Raw genomic sequence first — 20,980 nt, forward strand, 5'->3', positions numbered from 1 at the left:
AATTACTTATCCTTTGTAATACGTTTAACAGCTAATTCTTTTCCTTGCAAAAGACGTACAATATTTTCTCTATGACGGAATACGACAAATAATGCCGCTATAGCGCCAAAGATGATGTATGGTAAAGGTTCAGATAAACAATACATCACAATAGGCACAAGAGTAGCTGCTACGATAGATCCTAAGGACACATAGGAAGTAAACTTGACAATAATGCCCCATACAGCAAAGCAAATTATAGCCGCTATAGGAGATAATGCAATGAGTACCCCCAATCCTGTCGCAACCCCTCTACCGCCAGAAAAGCCAAGAAAAATAGACCAATTATGACCAATCATAGCACATAAGCCACCTACAATCATCCATTCTGGATTCGGCGAAAATAAGAGAACTCCTATGGCACCCTTTCCAGCATCCCCTAGGAAAACAGGCAAAGCAGCTTTCATCCCTAGTACACGATACGTATTGGTAGCACCAATATTTTTACTACCATATTGACGTACATCTGTATGAAAACATAGCTTTCCAATAATTAAACCTGTAGGAATAGAACCTATTACGTATGCAAGTAAAACTAATACAACAATTTTCACCGTTATCATTCTTCATCAGATCCCTTCTTACCACGAAGTACTAAGCGAATTGGAGTTCCCTCAAATCCAAAGGATTCTCGAAGTCGATTTTCTAAGAAACGCATATAGGAAAAATGAATCAATTCAGGTTCATTCACAAATAATATAAATGTTGGCGGTTTTACACTAGCCTGTGTCATATAATAAATTTTAGGAATACGTCCACCACGAGATGGCACTGGATTAACTGTTTGTGCATCCGATAACAATTGATTCAACACACTTGTAGAAATACGCATATGTTGTTGCTCAGATACATATTTAATTAATTCTGCTAAGCGATGAACACGTTGTTTCGTTAAAGCTGAAGCAAACAAGATCGGAGCATAACGCAAAAATCCCATTTCATCATATATATCTTCTGTGAATCGCAATGTAGTTTTATCGTCTTTTTCAATCAGATCCCATTTATTGACAACGATGACTAAACCTTTTCCAGATTCATGAGCATAGCCAACAATTTTTTTATCTTGTTCAGTTACTCCATCTGTAGCATCTAATACTAAAACAACAATATCAGAGCGATCAATAGCACGGAGAGAACGAACAATACTATATCTTTCTACAGGTGCATCAATACGAGATTTACGTCGCATACCTGCTGTATCGATTAATACAAAATCCTGTCCATCATGACTCCAATGGGTGTCGATAGAATCACGTGTTGTACCAGCCACATCACTAACAATAACACGTTCTTGACCTAATAAGGCATTTGTTAGAGATGATTTACCCACATTAGGACGCCCAATCAAGGCTACATGGATTGTATCTTCATCTTCCTCACTAGCACTTTGTGGAGGAAAATGTTTCACTACATCATCAAGTAAATCACCTAAATTCATCAAATTTTTAGCAGAAATACCAATTGGGTCACCAATACCTAAATTATAGAACTCATAAATATTAGCCTCTTGATTTACACTATCGATTTTGTTAACTACTAAAATCACAGGCTTACCACTAGCACGCAACAAGTTGGCCACTTCTTCATCAGCAATGGTAATCCCTTGCTTACCATCTACAACAAAGAGAATCACATCAGCTTCTTCAATCGCTAGTTGTGCCTGAAAACGCATCATTTTAGGAATTTCATGACTTTCTGCAGTAATAAACTCAATCCCACCAGTGTCAATCATAGTAAATTCACGTTGTAGCCATTCTGCATCAAAATAAATTCTATCACGTGTAACACCTGGAATATCTTCTACGATCGAAATTCGTTTATTAACAATGGCATTAAATAATGTAGACTTTCCTACATTCGGTCTTCCTACGACCGCAACTAATGGTTTTGACATGCTTTCACCTCATATTTCAACTTCCTCAAAGGAAGAGTAAGAACACATAGTTTATCAACTTATATTGTATCACATAAACGAAAGCAAAAAAAGAACAGTAAGTCCATTGGACCTACTGTTCTTCTATTATCTAGAAATTATTCAGCTTCTTCTTCAGTTGCTACTGGTTCCATTAACTCAGTTAATTTTAAACCTAATTTCTTTTCATCTTTGTTGAAAGAAATTACTTCTACTTCTACTTCTTGACCGCGGCTCAAGTAGTCTTCTACTTTTGCATTACGTTGTTTAGTCACTTGAGAGATGTGAAGTAAACCTTGGATATCATCGTTGATAGCAACAAATGCACCGTATTGTACTGTGCGAACTACTTTACCAGTTACTACATCACCTACATGGATAGTTTCTTCTGCAACGTCCCATGGGCTTTTGGATAATGCTTTTAAAGATAAAGAGATTTTGCTGTTTTCTTCATCAAAGGATTGTAATTTAACATCGATTTCTTGACCTACCGCTAACACGTCTTCAACGCGTTTAATTTTTTGCCAAGAAATGTCGGAAATGTGAAGTAAACCTTCGATTCCTCCGATATCAACAAATGCGCCATAAGGCATGATTTTACGAACAGTACCTTTGTAAGTACCGCCAACTTCTACATTTGCTAACGCTTCTTTTAATTTAGCTTGGCGTTCCACTTCAAGTACTTCACGACGAGAAAGAACTAAACGGTTTTTCTTTTCTTCAACTTCAAGTACTTTAGCTTCGAATTCTGTACCTACTAAGTTATCAAGGGATTTCACGAAGTGAATGTCACCTTGGGAAAGTGGAATAAAACCACGTAAAGACTTAACAGTTACGACTAAACCTGCAGGAATTGCATCCACACCTTTACAGATGATTGGTTCATCTTTTTCTTGTGCTTCAATAACATATTGCCAATCTTCATCTTTAGCCAAACGAGTGATAGAAAGATAAATTGGGCTATCTTCTTTGATGTGGTTAAGGATAACAGCTTTGATTTTGTCGCCTTCCTTTAATACATCTTTAGCAGAAGCTGGTGTAGGGTATGCCATTTCTTTTCTCTCTAGTTGTGCTTCTGTTTTGTAGCCAAAAGATACATATGCACGTTCGTCATCGATTTGTACAACTTCCCCTTCAATCACATTACCTTTCTTAAATTCTTCTGCTTGCGCTTCTGATGCTGCAAATAATTCTGCAAAATTTTCCATCGTCTGAATGACCTCCTTAATTATCCAGTCTGGTGTCGATGCACCAGCCGTGACTCCTACTGTTGTGACGTCCTTCAACCACGTCATTTGTATTTCAGTAGCAGTTTCGATGTGGTATGTAGTACACCCTACATCACGACATACTTCTGCTAATCTAGTCGTGTTGCCGGAGTTCTTCCCACCTACCACGATCATAAGATCCACTTCTTTCGCCAAAGCTACAGCAGAATTTTGACGTTCCTCAGTAGCCTGACAAATTGTTTTGAAGATCTTTTGATCATTAGATTTTTGTTCTAATATTTTTATTATACTTTGAAACTTAAATTGTGAAAAGGTAGTTTGTACTACAACTCCAATTTTTTCCACGAATTGAATATTTCTAGCATCCTCTTCTGTTTCTACTATAATACCTTTATTACCTGCCCATAGATTAATACTCTTTACTTCTGGATGTTTCTTTTCACCCAAGATAATAAGCGTAAGCCCTTCATCAACAACTGACTTCGCATCTCTTTGTGCTTTTTGCACATGTGGACAGGTGGCATCTATAACTGGTAAACCTCTTGTTTCTGCCTCTTCATATACTTCTGGACCAACCCCATGGGAGCGAATGATAATAGTACCTGTTTCTACATCACTCAATTCATTAATGGCATAGACACCATTATCTTCTAACCGACCTACTACTTGAGGGTTATGAATAATCGGTCCCAATGTATAACTCAATTCTTGTGAGTCTGCTGCTTTTTCTGCCATAGTAACAGCACGCTTTACGCCGTAGCAAAACCCACAATTTTCTGCTAATCGTATTGTAAACATAGCATTCCCCTATTTATACTTACCTGCTTTATATTCATCAATCATAGTTTGGATAGCTGTTTTTACCACATCATTCACGTCTGCAATAGCCTCTACAGTTGCTTTTGCTTTTGCTACTACAATCGGTTTTCCAATAATAACAGCTACTTCTCCACGAATCATTTTATCGCTTCCTACAATGGCTATCGGTACTACTGGCACCCCTGTACGCAACGCCATCGAAGCTACGCCATCGTGAAAGCGCCCTAAAGAATCACCCTTTTGTCGTGTCCCTTCTGGAAAAATACCAAGCATTAAATTATCCTTCAATAAATTCATAGCATGACGAATAGCTAATTTATCGACTCCACCTCGTCGCACCGGAAAGGCTCCTAGCCAAGTACAAACTAATTTAGAAATTGGATTTCTAAATAGCTCTTCTTTTGCCATGAAGTTCACATGACGTGGTAATGCAAAGCCACATAAAGGAGGGTCATTATTACTCTTATGGTTTGGAGAAATGATGACCGGCCCTTCTTTAGGTACATTTTCTTTCCCATATACCTTTGTGCCATACCACCATCCATAAACGATGGTAAACGCAGATCTCCATAAGCATTCAGAAAATTTATCCATGATGCCCTCCTAGTTCCGCTTTACGAATTAAGTCAACAAGAGTTTGAACAGTTTCTTCTATACTAAGATGATCCGTTTCTACAACCACTGCATCATCTACGCATACAAGAGGAGATTCCTTTCGATTCATATCCATGGCATCTCGCTCTGCTACAGTACGACATACTTCTTCCAAAGAGATATTCTCGGAATCTTTCAACTCCAACCAACGTCGATGCCCACGAGTCTCCACAGATGCTGTTAGATAGACTTTTAATTCCGCATTAGGTAACACAACGGAACCAATATCCCTACCATCAAGAATCACACCGCCCGCTGATGCCATGTGACGTTGCATTTCTACCAACTTAGTGCGCACTGCTTTTTGTGCAGCCACTTGAGACACGTGACTTGTCACATATTGCGTACGGATATCTTGGGATACATCTGTTCCATTTACCCATACAGATAAACCCGTTTCTTCTACACGTAGTTCTAATTGAATCTTAGACAAAGCAGCTTCTACTGCATCTACATCATCAATAGATATACCCGCATTCAGTAGTGCCCAGGTAATGCCACGATACATAGCTCCTGTATCAATATATAAATACCCTAATTTCTTGGCTACTACTTTAGAAATACTACTTTTACCTGCACCAGCAGGACCATCAATGGCTACGGAAATTCGTCGATTCATATTAGACTCCTCCTTCTGCTGCATGAGTAGCAGCTACGTAGGCTGTAGAAAACGCAACTTGCAGATTATATCCCCCTGTGAATGCATCCACATCCAAGACTTCTCCTGCCATATATAAGCCATGCACCAATTTAGACTGCATCGTTTTGGGATCTACTTCTTTTACAGAAATGCCACCAGCTGTCACAATAGCCTCTGCTATAGGGCGAGGTTTATGTACGGTGAGTCGCATATGTTGAATCGTATCTACCAGTCGCAAGCGCTCCTCTTTGGTAATATCGTGAATCGCCTTGGTTCCTTCTAATTCTGCTAATTGACATATAACTGGAATTAACTTGGATGGCAATAAACCTTTCAATACGTTCACTAATTGCTTATTTTGAGACTCACTGAAATCACGTTGTACCCGCTTATCTAAAACCTCTTTAGTTAATGCTGGTTTTAGATTAATTTCAATAGTAATGGGATCTACCTTTTTCTTCAATAATTTGGTCACTGTATGAGAAGCTGATAAAATAATCGGTCCTGTGACCCCAAAATGGGCAAATAGCATTTCTCCAAATTGTTTTGTCTGCACTTTATTTTTCGCAATAATAGAGACTTCTACATTTTTAAGGCTCAGCCCCATTAAGTCTTTCACCCAATGTTCTTTTGTTTCTAAAGGAATTAAAGATGGTCTCAATTCCACGATAGAATGTCCCACAGAAGAGGCTAATTCATAGCCATCTCCAGTGGAGCCAGTCAATGGATAGGACATCCCACCTGTTGCGATGATAGCTGCATCGCACTCATAGGTTCCTTTATCTGTAATCACACCTGTAATAGCGCCATCTCGTACGATTAAATCCTTAACACTTTCTTCTAAATGAAGTTGTCCACCTAATTTACGATACGTGTCTATAAAAGCATTGCGCACATCCGTTGCTTTATCAGACTCTGGAAACACACGGCCACCGCGCTCAACCTTAGTAGGGACACCCCAACTATTGAGCAAATGAATCATATCTTCATTTGTCCATTGTTGGTACGCACTATATAGAAATTTACCATTTCCAGGCGTTTGCTTAATAAAATCTTCTATAGGAGCTGCATTGGTCACATTACAACGCCCTTTTCCTGTAATCCCCATTTTAAGGCCCACCATCTTCATTTTTTCAATGATACGCACAGAGGCACCTAATTGTGCAGCTCGGACGCCAGACATAAGACCTGCAGCGCCACCACCGATGACAATAATTTTTTTCATATGTATCCTTATTTTATCGCTTGTAATTGTTTCACTTCTTCACGAGTTAATTTACGAAAAGCCCCACGTTTCAACCCTTTCAAATTCAATCCCGCATAATTGATGCGTTTCAAATTATGAATAGAGTACCCAAAGTGTTCAAACATACGGCGTACTTGACGATTACGCCCTTCATGGATGGTAATTTCTACAGTGGTAAGACCTGTTTTTCCATTAAATCCGTAGTCTGTAATTTCGCAAGGCGCCGTCATACCATCTTCTAGTTTGATACCTACTGCTAACTGTTCTAAATGTTCATCAAGCACACGATCTTTTACTTTTACTTCGTAGGTTTTCGTCACACCTTTTGATGGATGGGCTAAATTTTGCGCCATAGTTCCATCATTCGTCAATAGTAATAATCCTTCTGTATGGTAGTCTAATCGGCCTACAGGATAAATACGAACTTTTACAGAGTTAATATAATCCATAACAGTTTTGCGTCCTTCAGGATCTGTAATGGATGTAATCACCCCTTTTGGCTTGTTAAAAATATAATATTCCAATGCCTCTGGCTCCAATAGTTGTCCATCCACTTTAACGCGGTCCCGTGTAGGATTTACCTTTGCACCCAGTTCTTTTACATATTTACCATTCACAAGTACTTTGCCAGAAGTAATCAATTCTTCTGCTTTTCGTCGTGATGCCACACCACAACGGGCAATATATTTTTGCAAACGTTCTAGTTCCATATTAATCTCCTTCTATATCTATGGATAACCCCGCTGAAAGAGGCATAGACTGTTGCAATTCTTCAATAGAATTGGCACCTACAGTCCTTAAAAAGTTATCCGATGTTCCGTAAATCACAGGACGTCCGATAGTTTCCTTTCGTCCTAACTCTACAATCATGTCACGGGCCAATAATTGTTTTAATACTTTTTCACAGTTCACACCACGAAATTCTTCTACTTCACCTTTTGTGATAGGCTGTTTGAAAGCAATTACAGCCAACGTTTCCATAGCCGCTCCAGATAGTTTTTCATCTCTATGGCGAATTTTAGTAACAAATTCACTGCATTCTTGGGCGCTCACTAGTTCTATGCCCGATGCACTTTTACGAATCCTAATTCCTCGCCGTTCCTGTACTAACCTTTCTTCGTAACCTTTGATAGCTTTTTCAACTTCTGGTGCATAGACTTCAAAAATATCTGCTAATGTATCTATCGTTAAAGGGGTAGCTGCTGCAAATAATACAGCCTCTAACTGCTGAAATTCAATGCTATTCACAGCGCATCTCCTTCTTCTATACCTTCTACAATCACGTTATATATATCGTGATTGCCCACTATAATTCGCAATAGTTGACGTTTCATTAACTCTAATAACGCCAAAAATGTAACCACACTTTCTTCCTTCGTCTGTACCGAAGCAAATAAATTTACACAAGGCACTTGTTGATTCCTCGTCGCTAATAATACATCTTCAATCCCTTGTTCCAATGTATATTCTTCACGTTCCATCATAACTTTGGGAGCTTCTATCTCAGGTCGATCATATCGTTCCTGCACTTTCTGAAAGCATGCCACTAATGCATCCCACTCTACAGTACAAACAAGATCTAATCCCACTTGGCTAAGCTCTTCCGGTCTATTAAATACATAGGCCCCATCGGATACACGTTCTTCAAGAAGACCCGTCAATTCTTTGATGCGTTTAAACTCCACCAATCGATTCACCAATTCGTCTCGTGGATCTTCTGTATCACTTTCATCCTTATGATTTATCTTAGGCAATAAAAGGCGTGACTTAATCTGCAACAACGTAGCTGCCATCACTAAAAACTCACTACTATAGGCAATATCAAATTGATTCCAAGTTTTTAGTATATCCATATATTGTGAAGTGATATGCACAATGGGAATATCGTATATATCGATCTGATTCTTTTCAATCAAATGCAATAAAAGATCCAAAGGGCCTTCAAAAATATCCAGTTTAAAATCGTAGGTATTCATGAAAACTCCTTTCTACCAAAAATAAAGGTATGGCTTTCACCACACCTTGTATGAAAAAATTGCATTTCCTATTAGAAACAGTTAGAATAATACATAGACATACCAACGTATGTATCTATATGTATTATAAATGAAATGGGCGAAAATTGCTACACCCAGAAAGAGAGGCGACACTATGCATCGTCAAAGATGGAAACAGTTGGGACTGTATACCATCGTGTCCACTATCATCGCAGTGGCACTATTTTACATCTATGAACCAATTACTTTAGGGTTTGACATAGAAGATATCCTTACCTTATTCGTTCCTACCATTGTAGGCTTAACAGTCTTACAATCGATCATTCGTAGTTCCTTTACAAAAGGATATCTCATTGGTCATGGTATAGTGGGTATCAGTTGGGCATTAACATTCCCCCTCTTATTTCACTGGTCTTATGAAAAGCCTTTTTACTTCTACGAATTCGCCAACGATTTTTTATTTGGTCTAGTCTTATTCTGTGGTCTTAGTGTCACCCACTATTGGCTACTACAATGGGGAAAGGCAAAACGTATTTGGTCTGCTCTATACAGCATCCTTGACGTAGCATTGCTCCTCATCCCAGTTGGTCAAATCGGGTACTATCTATCCACTTGGCATTGTATTACTCCTGCCACTATGATGGCATTGTACCAAACCAACCCCGAGGAAGCCTTAGGCTTTGTGAAAAACATCATCGGTGTTGGTGGTATTGGTGGTGCTGTTGTTGGCATCGCTATCATACTTGGTCTTTTATACTTTGCCAATGTAAAAGCTCAAACGAACGATGAGCCTACTGTGTTCTATTCCTCTTTCTTTCAGCGATATCAAGATGATATAAAATGGATTCTATCCATCGCCCTCATCGTGTATGGTGGATATTACCTTTTCCCTCGTACAGATATTGTCAGCAATTGGCTAGAAGTTAGAGCCTATATGAAAGAATTACAGTCATATAACGATAAGCACGTTAGTGTATTTAACAATTTACAATTAAGCACTACGGAAACAGCGGCGCAAAAAACTCCAGGTACTGTCATCTTAGTCATTGGAGAATCTTCTTCTAGAGATTACATGAAAATGTATACTCCTGACTTCCCTTACGATGATACTCCATGGCAAGGTTCCCTGTATCAAAATCCGAACTTCAATGTTTTTAAACACGCTTACTCATCCTATGTGCAGACTGTACCGACTTTAGAAAGAGCCTTAACAGAGCGCAATCAATATGATGATAAACCGTTCTTTGATGCCACAACCATTATCGATGTAGCAAAAAAAGCTGGATATCACACCTCTTGGTTATCTAACCAAGGTGTATATGGTGAATACGATACAGCTATCTCTCTCATTGCAAAAGCAAGTGATACGCCCCGTTGGGCTCATGAATCCTATGCCTTCTCTGATCAATATGATGGCGCTTTGTTACCACTTTTAAAAGACGTACCAAAGAACCAAAATAATTTCATCGTCATCCATATTATGGGTAGTCATATCTACTACAACGATAGATATCCTCACGAGTTCAGCAAATGGAAACAAGGTCCAAACCCTGAAGGAATTGAAGCTTATGCCAATAGCCAACTATATACTGATTGGCTGTTACAAGAAATTTACACCTATGCTAAGGATAACTTAAACTTACAAGCCATGGTATACTTCTCTGACCATGGAGAAAATATTAAAACATCTCACAATCCAGATATCTTCAATTTTGGAATGACACGGATACCAATGTGGATTTACTTATCTCCTACATATCGTACAGCATATCCAGAAACAGCAATTACCCTACGCAATCATGAACAACAATATTTCACCAATGACTTATTGTATGATATGCTCGTAGGCATCATACATGCTCCATCTGGTAACTACGATGTCACACGAGATTTTTCTAACAAAGCCTATCGCTTTAATGTCAATAACTTAACCACAATGTTAGGTACACAACCGTTGTCCTTAGATCCTGAGGCGAAATAAACTACTACAAGCACAAAACAGGCACCAGCTATTGCGTTGGTGCCTGTTTCATATCTATTTTTTGTATATAAACAAAGTATAAATTTCTAATTATCTTTTTATATTTTCTTAAATGCTCGTAAAGCCTTATTCTATGTGCTTTCGAGTATTTTTACTGTAGGAAGATACTTCACGTTTCTTTGCATATTTCCTCATGTCTTAGCTGTCAGAAGTGGTAAATAAGTAGTAAATTCATTTGTACTACTAAGCAACAAGACGCTCCTGTTGCTTCTCTTTATTCAAGCGTTTCATTTCTGCCATTGCAGAATCGAATGTTGCATGTGCGTAATAGTTCAGCGTCATGGCTATATTAGCATGTCCCATAATGTACTGTAATGCCTTTGGATTCATTCCTGCATTTGCATAGTTGGTACAGAATGTATGTCGCAAACTATGTGGAGTGATGTGTGGCAATTTATCCTCGTTATACTTATTGTATTTCTTAACAAGACCTTTCATCATGCCGTTGTAATCACTTGCCACTTTTGGATAGTTCTTTCTATTAAGAAAGAGGAAATCACTATATCCATCAATCTCAACACGCTTATCATTCTTTCGATTCGCTAACACTCGCTTAAATGCTTGATAGGCTTCTTCAACCATAGGAACTTGACGTTCGCCACTTTTGGTCTTTGGTGTTTCAATGTAGTACCCAATTTCAGTATCTCTCAATAGCTGATGGTCTATATTGACAAGACGATTCTCAAAATCTAAATCTGGAAGTGTCAAACCACCAAACTCTGAAATACGAAGACCTGTTTTTAAGAGTATCAGAATTTCATCATAATTTTTGCTGTAGGTTTTATCAGCTTTTGCAAAGGCTAACAGTTTTTCTTCCTGTTCTTCTGTTAGTACGGTCTTAGGGACAGTATCATCATCAAGAACTGCTTTCAGTTGAAAGTCAAATGGATTCTTCCGAACACAATCATCTTGTATAGCAATATAGAATGAAGCCTTTAAAGAACGTTTGTAGTTATTGATGGTTTGATAAGCATAACCATTTTCACTCATTCTAATAGCCCATTCTTTAGCGTCTGATGGCTTAATACTGTCAATACTTCTTACACCTAACTTGTCTTTCTTCAAAATATCCATAAGATATTTGCGTCCAGTTTCAGTGTTTTTTCTAACCTTTGGTCTTTGAGCGTTCTGTTTTGCGTAAAGCTGGCAGAGTGTCATTTTCTTTCCTACAACATCAATACCATCATGAATGTCTTTCTGTAACTCTGCGATTTTCTCTCTAAGTGAGATACAATCACGCTTTCCTGCTGGTACTCGGTCTGTAGCCACAAGTTTCCACGAGTAAACAAATTGCGGTTCTCCAAATGAATCTATATATTTGTATAAGTATCTTCCGTCTTTTCGTTGGCTCTCTCCAGTCTTTAAGATTCGACCTTTATTGTCACGTCTTTTTTCTGACATGGCATTTGCTCCTTTCCTTTATGGAAAGAGCCTTGATACGACTTAATACTATTTTATCATATACAAGACCCTTTGGCGACGCTAGATTGCGTCCAATGTATCTATAATTTTTTCAAATTGTTTTCGTTTAATCTGAATACGATTGCCATTCATAATCAGCCAATTTGCATTTTTATTTTCCTCTGCCAAGCGTCGTAGCTTGTTTTCGCCAATACGAAAATATTTTGACGCTTCTTCAATGGTTAGGGTATAACGTTCCCAAATAGGAATGTCAGTCTGCTTCATAAAATCCTCCTTTCCAAATCACTTATTTGGATTTCATAAAAGTTGTTTTACCAGCAATCGAACAGCTTTAGCAAAGCTCACGGGAGTTCCACCCCTGCATGGTTCTCATGTAGCCATACTCATTGCCTGCGACGGTTTTATCACGCTCGGACTATTGACTGTATGGGAGTATCATTATCACGATAAGAATGTCGTTGCAGGCAATCCTGCTAAAGATTGCTTCTCGGATCACTAACATGAATCGCTCGCTATCTTTATAAGATAGGTCATGGCGGTTAGTTCCGTTGGCTCTTTTCTTATCGAAACGTATTCGATTACTTTTATTCAGTTTTCAAAGAACAATGGCTCGTTAGCCTATCAAAACACATTGAAAGCTCAATATGCTTTGGTGGAATAACAAACCTCCCTGTTCGGGAAGCGTGGAATGGTTTAGCACGCTTCCACGAAAGGAGAGAGGATATTACTTAATTTCAAATGACAAAATCTTTGTAATCAGTCTGGTTTCCATTCTTCCACGTAAGACTTCATCAACGACCATACTTTGATTGCCATATTCATCTTTCATAAGTCGTAGGGAACGCTTCGTTATGTACCCTCTGTAATGATGTAGAATCTGGTTAATCGCTTCGGTATCGCCATCTGTTGCCTTTACAATGAGAGGAAAGGGAATCATAGGATATTGTGTTTTCATTCTTCAAATTCCTCCATAAACTTTTTAATTAAGGCTAGTCCACTGGTTCTATGCCGATAGACAGTAGAACGGTTCAATTTCAACAGGTCTGCAATTTCTGAATCGCTCATGTCCATAAAGTAAAACAGCAGTAGAATTTCACGTTTCTTGTCTGGCAACTCACGTAATGCTTCACTCAACAAATCATTTTCAACGCCTACTGATAACCCATTGAGTGTAAAAATCTGAAAGTCAGTTGAATAGTTATCTGTTGTCGCAAACTGGCTAACAAGATAATCGCCAACATCCGAAAAGGACACCTCACGCTTTGCAATCCTTGAAAGATAAAGCATATAATTCTTTCGCTCGTCTTCCATAGCACGTTTACAGATATAGTCAAACTGATTTTCTATTGTGGTCTGAAAAGAAGATGGTTTCATGTTTCTCACCCCCTTTCTGTCTAGGAAAGGAAGTGAGCCTTGCTCGTTTATCTCCTTTCACTCTTAGTCCCAATGTGAAAGGGGGATTTGTTGCATTACTGATAAATAAACTTTGTAAAAAAGTTCTGAATAGCCAAAAAAGCATATAAACAGATTTATTTCTCTGTTTACATGCTTCTGTTATTCTATCTATATGATTTATAAAACCATATTGGTGGACGTACTTATCTATTGCAGATAGACGACTTTTTTTGACAAGAACCCAATGTAAGGAAATTTATTGTATATGATGTACTTCATGGCGACGTTGACCTCCAACAAACCGCCATTTGGAAGTAATATACAATATTTTAACAGCGTAAATAGCACTACCATATAACGGTTTTTTTTATTGGCGTTTAGTAGTGCTTTTTATTAAATATAAACCTATAAACCATATAACACGTTTTTCTATACCTGTTTTTAATTCAGTAGGAACAATAAAATGTATAGAGGTGGTCTACTATGCGTAAAAAAGAAGATAAATATGATTTTAGAGCCTTTGGTTTAGCCATTAAAGAAGCTCGATTGAAACGAGGTTTAACTCGTGAACAAGTGGGAGCATTGATTGAAATTGACCCACGGTACTTAACTAATATTGAAAATAAAGGGCAACACCCCAGCATACAAGTTCTTTATGACCTTGTATCGTTACTTCATGTTTCCGTTGATGAATTTTTCTTACCTGCTAATAACTTGGTAAAAAGCACCCGACGATTACAGATAGAGAAATACATGGATAGCTTTACAGACAAAGAACTATCCTTAATGGAATCTTTAGCCAGCGGTATCAACGAAGCAAGAAACATCGAAGACTAATTAAAAGAATCCATACATAACGGAAAGAGCCGATAAAATGAGATTGTATTAATCTCATTTTATCGGCTCTGCGTCTTTGCGTCTGGCTCTGTAATCACAGTTACTTTGAACTGCTTTATTTCAATTAAATTTTCTTGTCTGCATTTCGGACAATAGAGGGGGAATTTTTTTAATTCAGTATCTTCCCTTATCTTTAATCGTGTTTTATTTCCACATACAGGACACAATATCCACTTGTAGTTTATAATAACTATCTCCTCCTTTACACTTTAATTCAAATCTTTATTAAAAAATATTTCATCTTATTTAACAAGAAACCATATTTATATAACAACATAAAATACACTAAGTTATTTTATTGAACATATATCGTACTTTATCTATCCGACTATTTGGACGACGGGGCTGGCAAACAGGTTCACCGGTAGTAACATGGTACCCTTTTAACTCTGTTAAACAAACACTACGTCCATTTGTAAAGAAAGTTAAATCACTACGATATTCTTGAATACACCGAGCAGGGATTTCTCCACTAAGAATGACCTCATTATTTTTCAATTGAGTGTCTACGATGTTCGCACAATATTTAGGAGCATCGTTGTATGCTCGTGAAAGATATTCCTGTGGCGCATAAATTTTAAAACTAAGATATGGCTCTAACAATTCTGTTCCAGCTTTTTTTAAGACTTGTTCCAATACAATAGGAGCAAGCATCCGAAAATCTGCTGGGGTACTAACAGGGCTATAGTATAAGCCATACTTAAAACAGATTTTACAGTCCGTCACATTCCAACCATACAATCCTTGTTCACAGCCATAGCGTATCCCCTCCATAACTGCATTTTGAAACGATTGATTTAAGTATCCAAGAGAAACCGAGCTCTCATACTGTACTCCGCTCCCTAATGGAAGCGGTGCTACAGATAGACCAATGGAAGCCCAGAAAGGATTCGGTGGAACTTCGATGTGAATGGTATACTCTGCTTTTTTTAACGGTCTTTCCATATAAATGACTGTAGGCTCTTTTATTTCTATCTCCACATGATACTTTTCTTGCAGCAGAGCACAAGTCACTTCCATTTGTACTTTCCCTAAGAAAGAAAGTATGATTTCATGTGTCGCAGAATCCACATAATATCGCAGAAGCGGGTCACTGTCGGAGATTTCTAAAAGTGCATCAAGTAACATTTCCCTTTGTTGAGGTTTGCTCGGTTCAACAGTCGTTTGTAGTAGAGGGTGCGGATTTTCAATTCTCTCTCTCTGTGGCAATAGCTTTGTATCTCCAAGAACACTATTTAACTTCAAAAACTCATTCTGCAAAATAACAATTTCCCCGGAATAAGCCTTATCGATTTTACATAATTCACCATTTATTGAAGTATACATTTCTGTAATTTTTATTTTTTCCTTTTCCGATATTCTAACCGAATCTCGCAAATGCAGTACGCCACTATAAAGACGTATATATGCAAGACGCTGTCTTTTTTCCGAATACTCAATTTTGAAAACTTTTCCGCAAAGTTCAGACTGACCTCGATGTGTTGATGAATAAAATTTATTCGTAATCACTTCTATAAGGTTATCAATCCCTATATTGTTTTTTGCACTTCCGTGATAAACAGGGAACAGGGAACAATTATGAAATCTTATGCTTTCCTCTTGTTCGAGTTCTAATGCTTCCAATAATTTCCCAGACGTATATTTCTCCAAAAGGTAATCATTTCCTTCTATTACCATATCCCATTGTTCAGATTCGGTAAAGTTCATTACACGCATATTAGGATGCAGTTCTACCTTCTGTTTGATTACAATTTCCGCAGAAAGTTTCTCTTTAATATCCTGATAAACCGTTGATAAATCAATTCCATTTTGGTCAATCTTATTGATAAAAAAGATTGTGGGAATACCTATTTTCCTAAGTGCATGAAACAATATACGAGTTTGTGCTTGTACGCCATCTTTTGCAGAAATCAGTAGAATTGCCCCATCTAATACTGATAATGAACGATATACTTCTGCTAAAAAATCCATATGTCCTGGCGTGTCTATGATGTTTATCTTAGTATTTTTCCACTGAAAAGAGGTTATCGCCGTCTGAATTGTAATTCCTCTCTGACGTTCTAAAAGCGTATTATCCGTTTTCGTTGTACCTCTGTCCACGCTTCCTAATTCTGTAATCGCTCCACTGTTATATAATAAGCTTTCTGTTAAGGTAGTTTTTCCCGCATCAACATGAGCTAAAACTCCAATATTAATAATTTTCATGTGATTTTCCTCCATTCAAAAGCCCAAAAGGGCATAAAAATCCCAGTGATAAATACTCTTATCACTGGGATTTTTATGCATAACCATAGGCATACAAAGCGTACAGATATTCTCCGGATACTTTAGAATCACATGATAAAGGTATTCTTAAACTGGGTACAAAAAACTAAGCCCTCCTAAAAAAGGACATCCAATTATTTGTTCCCACTATCAAATTGACAGTTTATTTAAGAATACCTTGCCGCATATTTATTAACTCCTTTTAAATAGATACTTAAATAATAGCACGTAAGAGCATATTTGTAAAGGAATCTCCAATTTTTTATCAAAGAGAGTACGTGATTACAAAATAGCTGTAATAATGTACCAATATTTGTTATTCTATAATCTTCCAATTACTCCCGTTCTTTTCAAGTACCAAATCAAATTGAGATACCTGCGTTGCTTTGGTCTGCTGGTCGATATACTCCACTGTCAGCGATACCGTGACTTGATTATCCTTACGATTGTGAATAGGATTTACCAGTTCTTGAAAGATGTACTCTTTTCCGATTGGTTTTAATATCCCGTCATTCACATAGTAGGAAAGTTCACTGGCTGTCGCTGTAGGATAGAGCTTGAAGAACGTCGTTAAAAACTCATTGATTTCATTGGTTGTAATGGAATCAACCGTCCCCTCACTTTCAATGGCTTTTGGTTTATAACTTGATTTCTTAGGTATGTTGGTAATGGTCGGATTCTTAACCAGTACCATATTTCCAGAACCATCTACATAGACACTCACTATATAAGCAGAGTGGACGGTCTTTGTATTTTCTCCCTCTGTAATGAGCTGGTCTACACTGTAGGTTACATTAAACTCATTGTCGCCAGTTGGCTCTACCGTCCATATCTGAAATCCTCTTACAGAAGACGATACAGGAATATCTTTGCGTACTGTATCAACATTGAGAGCTTGAAGTTCATCTGTCAGATAGCCTTTTAGACTTTCCATTCGATTATCAATGGACTTATCGGATTGCTCCCATGAATAGTAGACTTTCGCAAAGTTCTCTACAAAATTTTCTACATGATGAGTATCAACGTATTCCTTTTCTATGATAGTTGTTTCGTGAATAGTATGAGTATCTATAGCTGTAAAGTGCTTGAATATCGCAAAGCTGAAACTAAGCCCTAAAAGTACCCACAAGGCAATCACAACCTTTTTATGAGGATTGACCTTATAGTAGACACGAGGTTTCTTTTCCTTTGGTATCTGTTTTTCTTTATTCTGATTTTTTCTAAATTTCATCATTAAATCTTCCTTTCTCATTGTTTGATTCGTCCTGCTCCCACTAAATGCTGTTGCCAGTAGGGGCTTGTTAAGTCGGCATAACCGATTGGGTCGCCTGCATGAAACATACGGTTATTGCCAAGGTATATCCCAACATGAGTAATATAAGAGCCAGCGTTATAGGTAGAATGAAAGAAAACCAAATCGCCAGCTTGTGCTTCCGATAGTGGGATATGCTGGGTCACATCATATTGCTGTTGTGCGGTTCGTGGTAAGTTAATTCCAGCTTTTCCATACGTCCATTGTGTCAGTCCGCTACAATCAAAAGAAGTAGTCGGGGAAGCTCCACCGTAAACGTATCGCCAGCCCTCATATTTCAGTGCTTCGTCCATGATGGCTTGTACCGTATCATCATCAAACTCTGTTGTGACAAGATACTGCGTTACCAGTTGCACATAAAACATATTGCCATAGTTGTATCGCCAGCCCCCATTGATAGGTATGGCTATGGGATTGGGGTAAGACACTTTTTCGCCACCTGAATACTCTTTTGAGAAACTTTGAGCCAGTTCAAAGGTATATTTATTTCCACGATTAGCCACATACCCTAAGAAACCACCACCATAATTGTAGGACTGGATAACCGATTCTAAATCTACACTGAGCCTTTCGCTACTGGCTAATAATTCACTGAAATACTTCACACCTTGCTTAATGGATTCTTCTGTACTCAATGAATTAGGTGGAAGACCGAGGGATTCCGAGGACTGCATAACATCTTCCGCAGTACCGCCCGATTCCACCTGTATAATCGCAAGATGTATGTTGACATATTCTTCAACGCCATATTCTTTGGCATATTTTTCTACCATAGGCTTATGAGCCAGCACTTCTGCGGAAACATTCACACCTCCATAATGAATATTGGAAATTCCGCTGTCCTGTTCATCTGAAAATAAAATGGCAACAAACAGAAGCAGTGAGAAGACCATCAAGAATAATCCAGAACCACCAATCACTAAAGTTTTCAACTTCATGGTTTCTTACCGACTTTCTTAATGGTGGCGGTTTTGATTGGTGGTCTACTTCTTGTATTTTGTAGTGGTACTCTTTGAACAGTAGACGGACGTTCTTTTGTGATTGGACGTTGTGAAGTTCTATCTGCTGTAGTGGTTGAAGTTGCTGGCTTTTGAACGGTTTTTTCTTGAACGGTATTGCCTTGGCGTTCCACTTTTGGACTTGAAAAATCGGACTTAACTGCTGGACGCTCTTGTTTGGCTTGTTGAGATTCCTTATATGAAGTCTGAATATTAGACTGTTTTGAGGTCTGTTCATCATGATATTGTTCTTGTCTTGTAGTCGGTCTTTCATGAACAGAAGAAGCAGGCTGTTTTTTCTGTTTGACCTGTTCCATTTCAGAGCGACGCTTCGCAATGGTTTTTCGCCTTTGTTCCTGCTGTTCCTTGCGTCCACTGGCTCTGTCCGCTTTGGTTTGAGAAATACTACTGGTTAAATCACGGACATTCTCTTTTACTTTGGATTTTCCTTGATATACTGCATATCTTGCATTGGTCGGCAAATCTTTAACCTGTTCTTTCAAACCACTAGCAGTGTCTACCATTCTGTCTTTGGTATCAGCTACTGTACCGATGGTTTGACCGATACGTTTTCCAAGTGTTGATTTTTCCTTTCCGTCTGGTCGGGAGTGATCTGCTTGTGTCCTTGCAGAACTCCCCGAACCCGACTGTCCTTTTTTACCTGTAACAATGGCAGACCCAGCCCCTAGAGTAGTCATGGAACGTCCAAGTTTCCGCTGTAGACGGTGCATGTGAGCGTGCATAAGCATACGAGGTTTTCTCATCACACGACTTCCCACACTTTGAGAATCGTTACTCTGTAGAGAAAACATACTCATTAAATCGCCCAGCTTGAAGTAGATTCCTGCAAAGGTCACAATCTGTAGAAAAGCAATCAAAAAGAACGGATAACCAGCCGATAAGGTATAGAGCATGGTTGAAATACTAAATGCTGTCGTAATAATCAATGTGATTCCAGCTCGTGTCAAAATGGTATTAAAGAGCTTTGTTATGGCTCGTTTTGACATACCATCAAATGATGGAATCATGCTTAAAATAAAGCTTACAGGCAGAAACATAGCATAGATGATAAAAAGTACCTGCGAGAAAATCATGATTCCTGTTAATAGGAATACAAATATGGAAATCCCAATATTGAAGACAAATAGGAAGAAGACTGTACCTAAACGGTTAATGGTCTTTGTAATGGTTAGATTGGTATTGCTTCTGTCTTCAATTTCTTCCGCAACAATTTTTTCTCTGTCTTCGCCATTGTTGGAATCTGGGCTGGTGGAGAGCAGGCTTTCCACACGGTCAATACCGATACTTTCAATGTCTGAACTGTTGTATTGAAGCAGTAGCCACGGTTGCTGAACCTGTATGGAAAACAGGCTATCTCTGATTAAGTCCACGCTGTCCTTGCCTTGACTATCGGAATGGGGCATGACAATCTTCGTGCCAAGTGATAAACTGGCATTACTGATGTCTGATGAAAAGTCATTGATTTTTTTAATGTAGTCGGGAGCGTAGGCAATAAAGGAAGCCGATAGGATAAACACCAGCACAAAATTCATAATGGCATGAATTGCCTTTGTGGTTTCTCTCTTTATCAGTCCCGTATAGGCAACATAAACCCCAAGAACCAAAATCAAGAGTAAGAGGAATCCAACATAGAAACCCTCTGTTGAAAATCCGTTTGCACTCACACCAGCTAAGGTCTGCATATTCTTACCAATGGAATCTGCTGTAGCGGAAATGAAGTCTAAGGAATAGGCTTCCTGTACTAAGTAACCTGTCGCATTGGAAACATACAAACTGATTGTCCAAATAAAATTGGTAATGGCATATAGTCCATACATGACCTGTTTTCCAATCCCGTCCGACCAGTTCCACGGAAGCCAGCCCCAGCTATTATCCACATAAAAATCCAGTTGATAGTTTTCAAGTGGGTATCGGCTGTATTCATTTGCCACATTGACCGTATCATCTACCAAGCCCGCAGCTTGAACCACCGTTCCCAGCATGGCTAAAAGAAAAATGGCAATCACAAGTGTGAAAGCCACTGTCATTGCCACTTTACCTAGACGTTTCAGCGTCCAGTTTGATTTTATTCTGTTTACTATTGATGGTTTCAC

General features: G+C 38.4%; 22 protein-coding genes. 3 read left to right on the forward strand and 19 right to left on the reverse strand.

What is annotated here, in order from left to right; genetic code table 11:
- Nucleotides 1-2: 2 nt before the first annotated feature.
- The 9 genes from plsY to EO119_RS03995 form a co-directional block, all read right to left on the reverse strand.
- Nucleotides 3-602: a glycerol-3-phosphate 1-O-acyltransferase PlsY gene (plsY, locus tag EO119_RS03955; protein WP_371666327.1), complete on the reverse strand. Its 600-nt coding sequence runs from the start codon at nt 600-602 to the stop codon at nt 3-5.
- The gene (der, locus tag EO119_RS03960) at nt 599-1,933 is read right to left on the reverse strand and encodes a ribosome biogenesis GTPase Der (protein WP_009353825.1); all 1,335 of its coding nucleotides are present in this window, start codon (nt 1,931-1,933) and stop codon (nt 599-601) included. The genes plsY and der overlap by 4 nt, the downstream gene beginning before the upstream one ends.
- Nucleotides 1,934-2,070: 137 nt before the next feature.
- Nucleotides 2,071-3,978, reverse strand: a complete 1,908-nt coding sequence (locus EO119_RS03965) for a bifunctional 4-hydroxy-3-methylbut-2-enyl diphosphate reductase/30S ribosomal protein S1 (protein WP_126940760.1) — start codon at nt 3,976-3,978, stop codon at nt 2,071-2,073.
- A 9-nt stretch (nt 3,979-3,987) separates the two neighbouring features.
- Nucleotides 3,988-4,593, reverse strand: a complete 606-nt coding sequence (locus EO119_RS03970) for a 1-acyl-sn-glycerol-3-phosphate acyltransferase (protein ID WP_126940761.1) — start codon at nt 4,591-4,593, stop codon at nt 3,988-3,990.
- Nucleotides 4,586-5,272, reverse strand: coding sequence for a (d)CMP kinase (gene cmk, locus EO119_RS03975; RefSeq protein WP_009353847.1), 687 nt, complete (start codon nt 5,270-5,272; stop codon nt 4,586-4,588). The genes EO119_RS03970 and cmk overlap by 8 nt, the downstream gene beginning before the upstream one ends.
- Before the next feature lies 1 nt (nt 5,273).
- A complete protein-coding gene (locus EO119_RS03980; RefSeq protein WP_126940762.1) occupies nt 5,274-6,518 on the reverse strand; it encodes an NAD(P)/FAD-dependent oxidoreductase in 1,245 nt (414 codons plus the stop codon).
- An 8-nt stretch (nt 6,519-6,526) separates the two neighbouring features.
- Nucleotides 6,527-7,249 carry a pseudouridine synthase gene (locus EO119_RS03985; protein ID WP_062402389.1) on the reverse strand — a complete coding sequence of 241 codons (723 nt, stop codon included), beginning with the start codon at nt 7,247-7,249 and terminating at the stop codon, nt 6,527-6,529.
- Between the two features lies 1 nt (nt 7,250).
- On the reverse strand, nt 7,251-7,787 hold the full coding sequence (gene scpB, locus EO119_RS03990) for an SMC-Scp complex subunit ScpB (RefSeq protein WP_009353824.1): 537 nt from the start codon (nt 7,785-7,787) through the stop codon (nt 7,251-7,253).
- Nucleotides 7,784-8,515 carry a ScpA family protein gene (locus EO119_RS03995; RefSeq protein ID WP_126940763.1) on the reverse strand — a complete coding sequence of 244 codons (732 nt, stop codon included), beginning with the start codon at nt 8,513-8,515 and terminating at the stop codon, nt 7,784-7,786. The genes scpB and EO119_RS03995 overlap by 4 nt, the downstream gene beginning before the upstream one ends.
- A gap of 175 nt (nt 8,516-8,690) precedes the next feature.
- On the opposite strand from EO119_RS03995, the gene EO119_RS04000 reads away from it, so the two are divergent.
- Nucleotides 8,691-10,517: a phosphoethanolamine transferase gene (locus EO119_RS04000; protein ID WP_126940764.1), complete on the forward strand. Its 1,827-nt coding sequence runs from the start codon at nt 8,691-8,693 to the stop codon at nt 10,515-10,517.
- A 243-nt stretch (nt 10,518-10,760) separates the two neighbouring features.
- Here EO119_RS04000 and EO119_RS04005 read toward each other — a convergent pair whose 3' ends face one another.
- Nucleotides 10,761-11,978, reverse strand: a complete 1,218-nt coding sequence (locus EO119_RS04005) for a tyrosine-type recombinase/integrase (RefSeq protein WP_001291561.1) — start codon at nt 11,976-11,978, stop codon at nt 10,761-10,763.
- A gap of 81 nt (nt 11,979-12,059) precedes the next feature.
- Nucleotides 12,060-12,263, reverse strand: coding sequence for an excisionase (locus tag EO119_RS04010; protein ID WP_000814511.1), 204 nt, complete (start codon nt 12,261-12,263; stop codon nt 12,060-12,062).
- Here EO119_RS04010 and EO119_RS08220 point away from each other — a divergent pair.
- Nucleotides 12,247-12,498: a hypothetical protein gene (locus EO119_RS08220; RefSeq protein ID WP_001845478.1), complete on the forward strand. Its 252-nt coding sequence runs from the start codon at nt 12,247-12,249 to the stop codon at nt 12,496-12,498. The genes EO119_RS04010 and EO119_RS08220 overlap by 17 nt on opposite strands.
- Nucleotides 12,499-12,723: 225 nt before the next feature.
- Here EO119_RS08220 and EO119_RS04020 read toward each other — a convergent pair whose 3' ends face one another.
- Both EO119_RS04020 and EO119_RS04025 read right to left on the reverse strand, forming a co-directional pair.
- Nucleotides 12,724-12,954, reverse strand: a complete 231-nt coding sequence (locus EO119_RS04020) for a helix-turn-helix domain-containing protein (protein ID WP_000857133.1) — start codon at nt 12,952-12,954, stop codon at nt 12,724-12,726.
- Nucleotides 12,951-13,373, reverse strand: a complete 423-nt coding sequence (locus EO119_RS04025; RefSeq protein WP_000804885.1) for a sigma-70 family RNA polymerase sigma factor — start codon at nt 13,371-13,373, stop codon at nt 12,951-12,953. Before EO119_RS04025 ends, EO119_RS04020 begins: the two co-directional genes overlap by 4 nt.
- Before the next feature lie 504 nt (nt 13,374-13,877).
- On the opposite strand from EO119_RS04025, the gene EO119_RS04035 reads away from it, so the two are divergent.
- Nucleotides 13,878-14,231, forward strand: coding sequence for a helix-turn-helix transcriptional regulator (locus EO119_RS04035; protein WP_001227347.1), 354 nt, complete (start codon nt 13,878-13,880; stop codon nt 14,229-14,231).
- Nucleotides 14,232-14,290: 59 nt separating this feature from the next.
- Here the strand turns inward: EO119_RS04035 and EO119_RS04040 are convergent, their stop codons facing one another.
- The 6 genes from EO119_RS04040 to EO119_RS04065 form a co-directional block, all read right to left on the reverse strand.
- Entirely contained in the window at nt 14,291-14,458 is a 168-nt protein-coding gene (locus EO119_RS04040; protein ID WP_000336323.1) for a cysteine-rich KTR domain-containing protein, read from the reverse strand.
- A gap of 118 nt (nt 14,459-14,576) precedes the next feature.
- Complete coding sequence (gene tet(M) / locus EO119_RS04045; protein WP_126940765.1) at nt 14,577-16,496, reverse strand: tetracycline resistance ribosomal protection protein Tet(M); 1,920 nt, start codon at nt 16,494-16,496, stop codon at nt 14,577-14,579.
- A gap of 15 nt (nt 16,497-16,511) precedes the next feature.
- The gene (locus tag EO119_RS04050; RefSeq protein ID WP_164725676.1) at nt 16,512-16,628 is read right to left on the reverse strand and encodes a tetracycline resistance determinant leader peptide; all 117 of its coding nucleotides are present in this window, start codon (nt 16,626-16,628) and stop codon (nt 16,512-16,514) included.
- 244 nt (nt 16,629-16,872) lie between these two features.
- A complete protein-coding gene (locus EO119_RS04055; RefSeq protein ID WP_001224320.1) occupies nt 16,873-17,808 on the reverse strand; it encodes a conjugal transfer protein in 936 nt (311 codons plus the stop codon).
- A complete protein-coding gene (locus EO119_RS04060) occupies nt 17,805-18,806 on the reverse strand; it encodes a lysozyme family protein (protein WP_126940766.1) in 1,002 nt (333 codons plus the stop codon). Before EO119_RS04060 ends, EO119_RS04055 begins: the two co-directional genes overlap by 4 nt.
- Nucleotides 18,803-20,980: a CD3337/EF1877 family mobilome membrane protein gene (locus EO119_RS04065; RefSeq protein ID WP_000804748.1), complete on the reverse strand. Its 2,178-nt coding sequence runs from the start codon at nt 20,978-20,980 to the stop codon at nt 18,803-18,805. The genes EO119_RS04060 and EO119_RS04065 overlap by 4 nt, the downstream gene beginning before the upstream one ends.

It is taken from the genome of Veillonella sp. CNR 79/14 (genome assembly GCF_003992185.1).
GTDB lineage: Bacteria > Bacillota > Negativicutes > Veillonellales > Veillonellaceae > F0422.

Coding starts and splice junctions, on each gene's coding strand:
- EO119_RS04025 (WP_000804885.1), bottom strand. CDS start 13,373: ATGAAACCATCTTCTTTTCAGACCACAATAGAAAATCAGTTTGACTAT.
- EO119_RS03995 (WP_126940763.1), bottom strand. CDS start 8,515: ATGAATACCTACGATTTTAAACTGGATATTTTTGAAGGCCCTTTGGAT.
- EO119_RS03970 (WP_126940761.1), bottom strand. CDS start 4,593: ATGGATAAATTTTCTGAATGCTTATGGAGATCTGCGTTTACCATCGTT.
- EO119_RS04055 (WP_001224320.1), bottom strand. CDS start 17,808: ATGAGAAAGGAAGATTTAATGATGAAATTTAGAAAAAATCAGAATAAA.
- EO119_RS04010 (WP_000814511.1), bottom strand. CDS start 12,263: ATGAAGCAGACTGACATTCCTATTTGGGAACGTTATACCCTAACCATT.
- EO119_RS03980 (WP_126940762.1), bottom strand. CDS start 6,518: ATGAAAAAAATTATTGTCATCGGTGGTGGCGCTGCAGGTCTTATGTCT.
- der (WP_009353825.1), bottom strand. CDS start 1,933: ATGTCAAAACCATTAGTTGCGGTCGTAGGAAGACCGAATGTAGGAAAG.
- EO119_RS03985 (WP_062402389.1), bottom strand. CDS start 7,249: ATGGAACTAGAACGTTTGCAAAAATATATTGCCCGTTGTGGTGTGGCA.
- EO119_RS04035 (WP_001227347.1), top strand. CDS start 13,878: ATGCGTAAAAAAGAAGATAAATATGATTTTAGAGCCTTTGGTTTAGCC.
- EO119_RS04060 (WP_126940766.1), bottom strand. CDS start 18,806: ATGAAGTTGAAAACTTTAGTGATTGGTGGTTCTGGATTATTCTTGATG.
- EO119_RS04005 (WP_001291561.1), bottom strand. CDS start 11,978: ATGTCAGAAAAAAGACGTGACAATAAAGGTCGAATCTTAAAGACTGGA.
- EO119_RS08220 (WP_001845478.1), top strand. CDS start 12,247: ATGTCAGTCTGCTTCATAAAATCCTCCTTTCCAAATCACTTATTTGGA.
- EO119_RS03965 (WP_126940760.1), bottom strand. CDS start 3,978: ATGTTTACAATACGATTAGCAGAAAATTGTGGGTTTTGCTACGGCGTA.
- EO119_RS04020 (WP_000857133.1), bottom strand. CDS start 12,954: ATGAAAACACAATATCCTATGATTCCCTTTCCTCTCATTGTAAAGGCA.
- cmk (WP_009353847.1), bottom strand. CDS start 5,272: ATGAATCGACGAATTTCCGTAGCCATTGATGGTCCTGCTGGTGCAGGT.
- EO119_RS04000 (WP_126940764.1), top strand. CDS start 8,691: ATGCATCGTCAAAGATGGAAACAGTTGGGACTGTATACCATCGTGTCC.
- plsY (WP_371666327.1), bottom strand. CDS start 602: ATGATAACGGTGAAAATTGTTGTATTAGTTTTACTTGCATACGTAATA.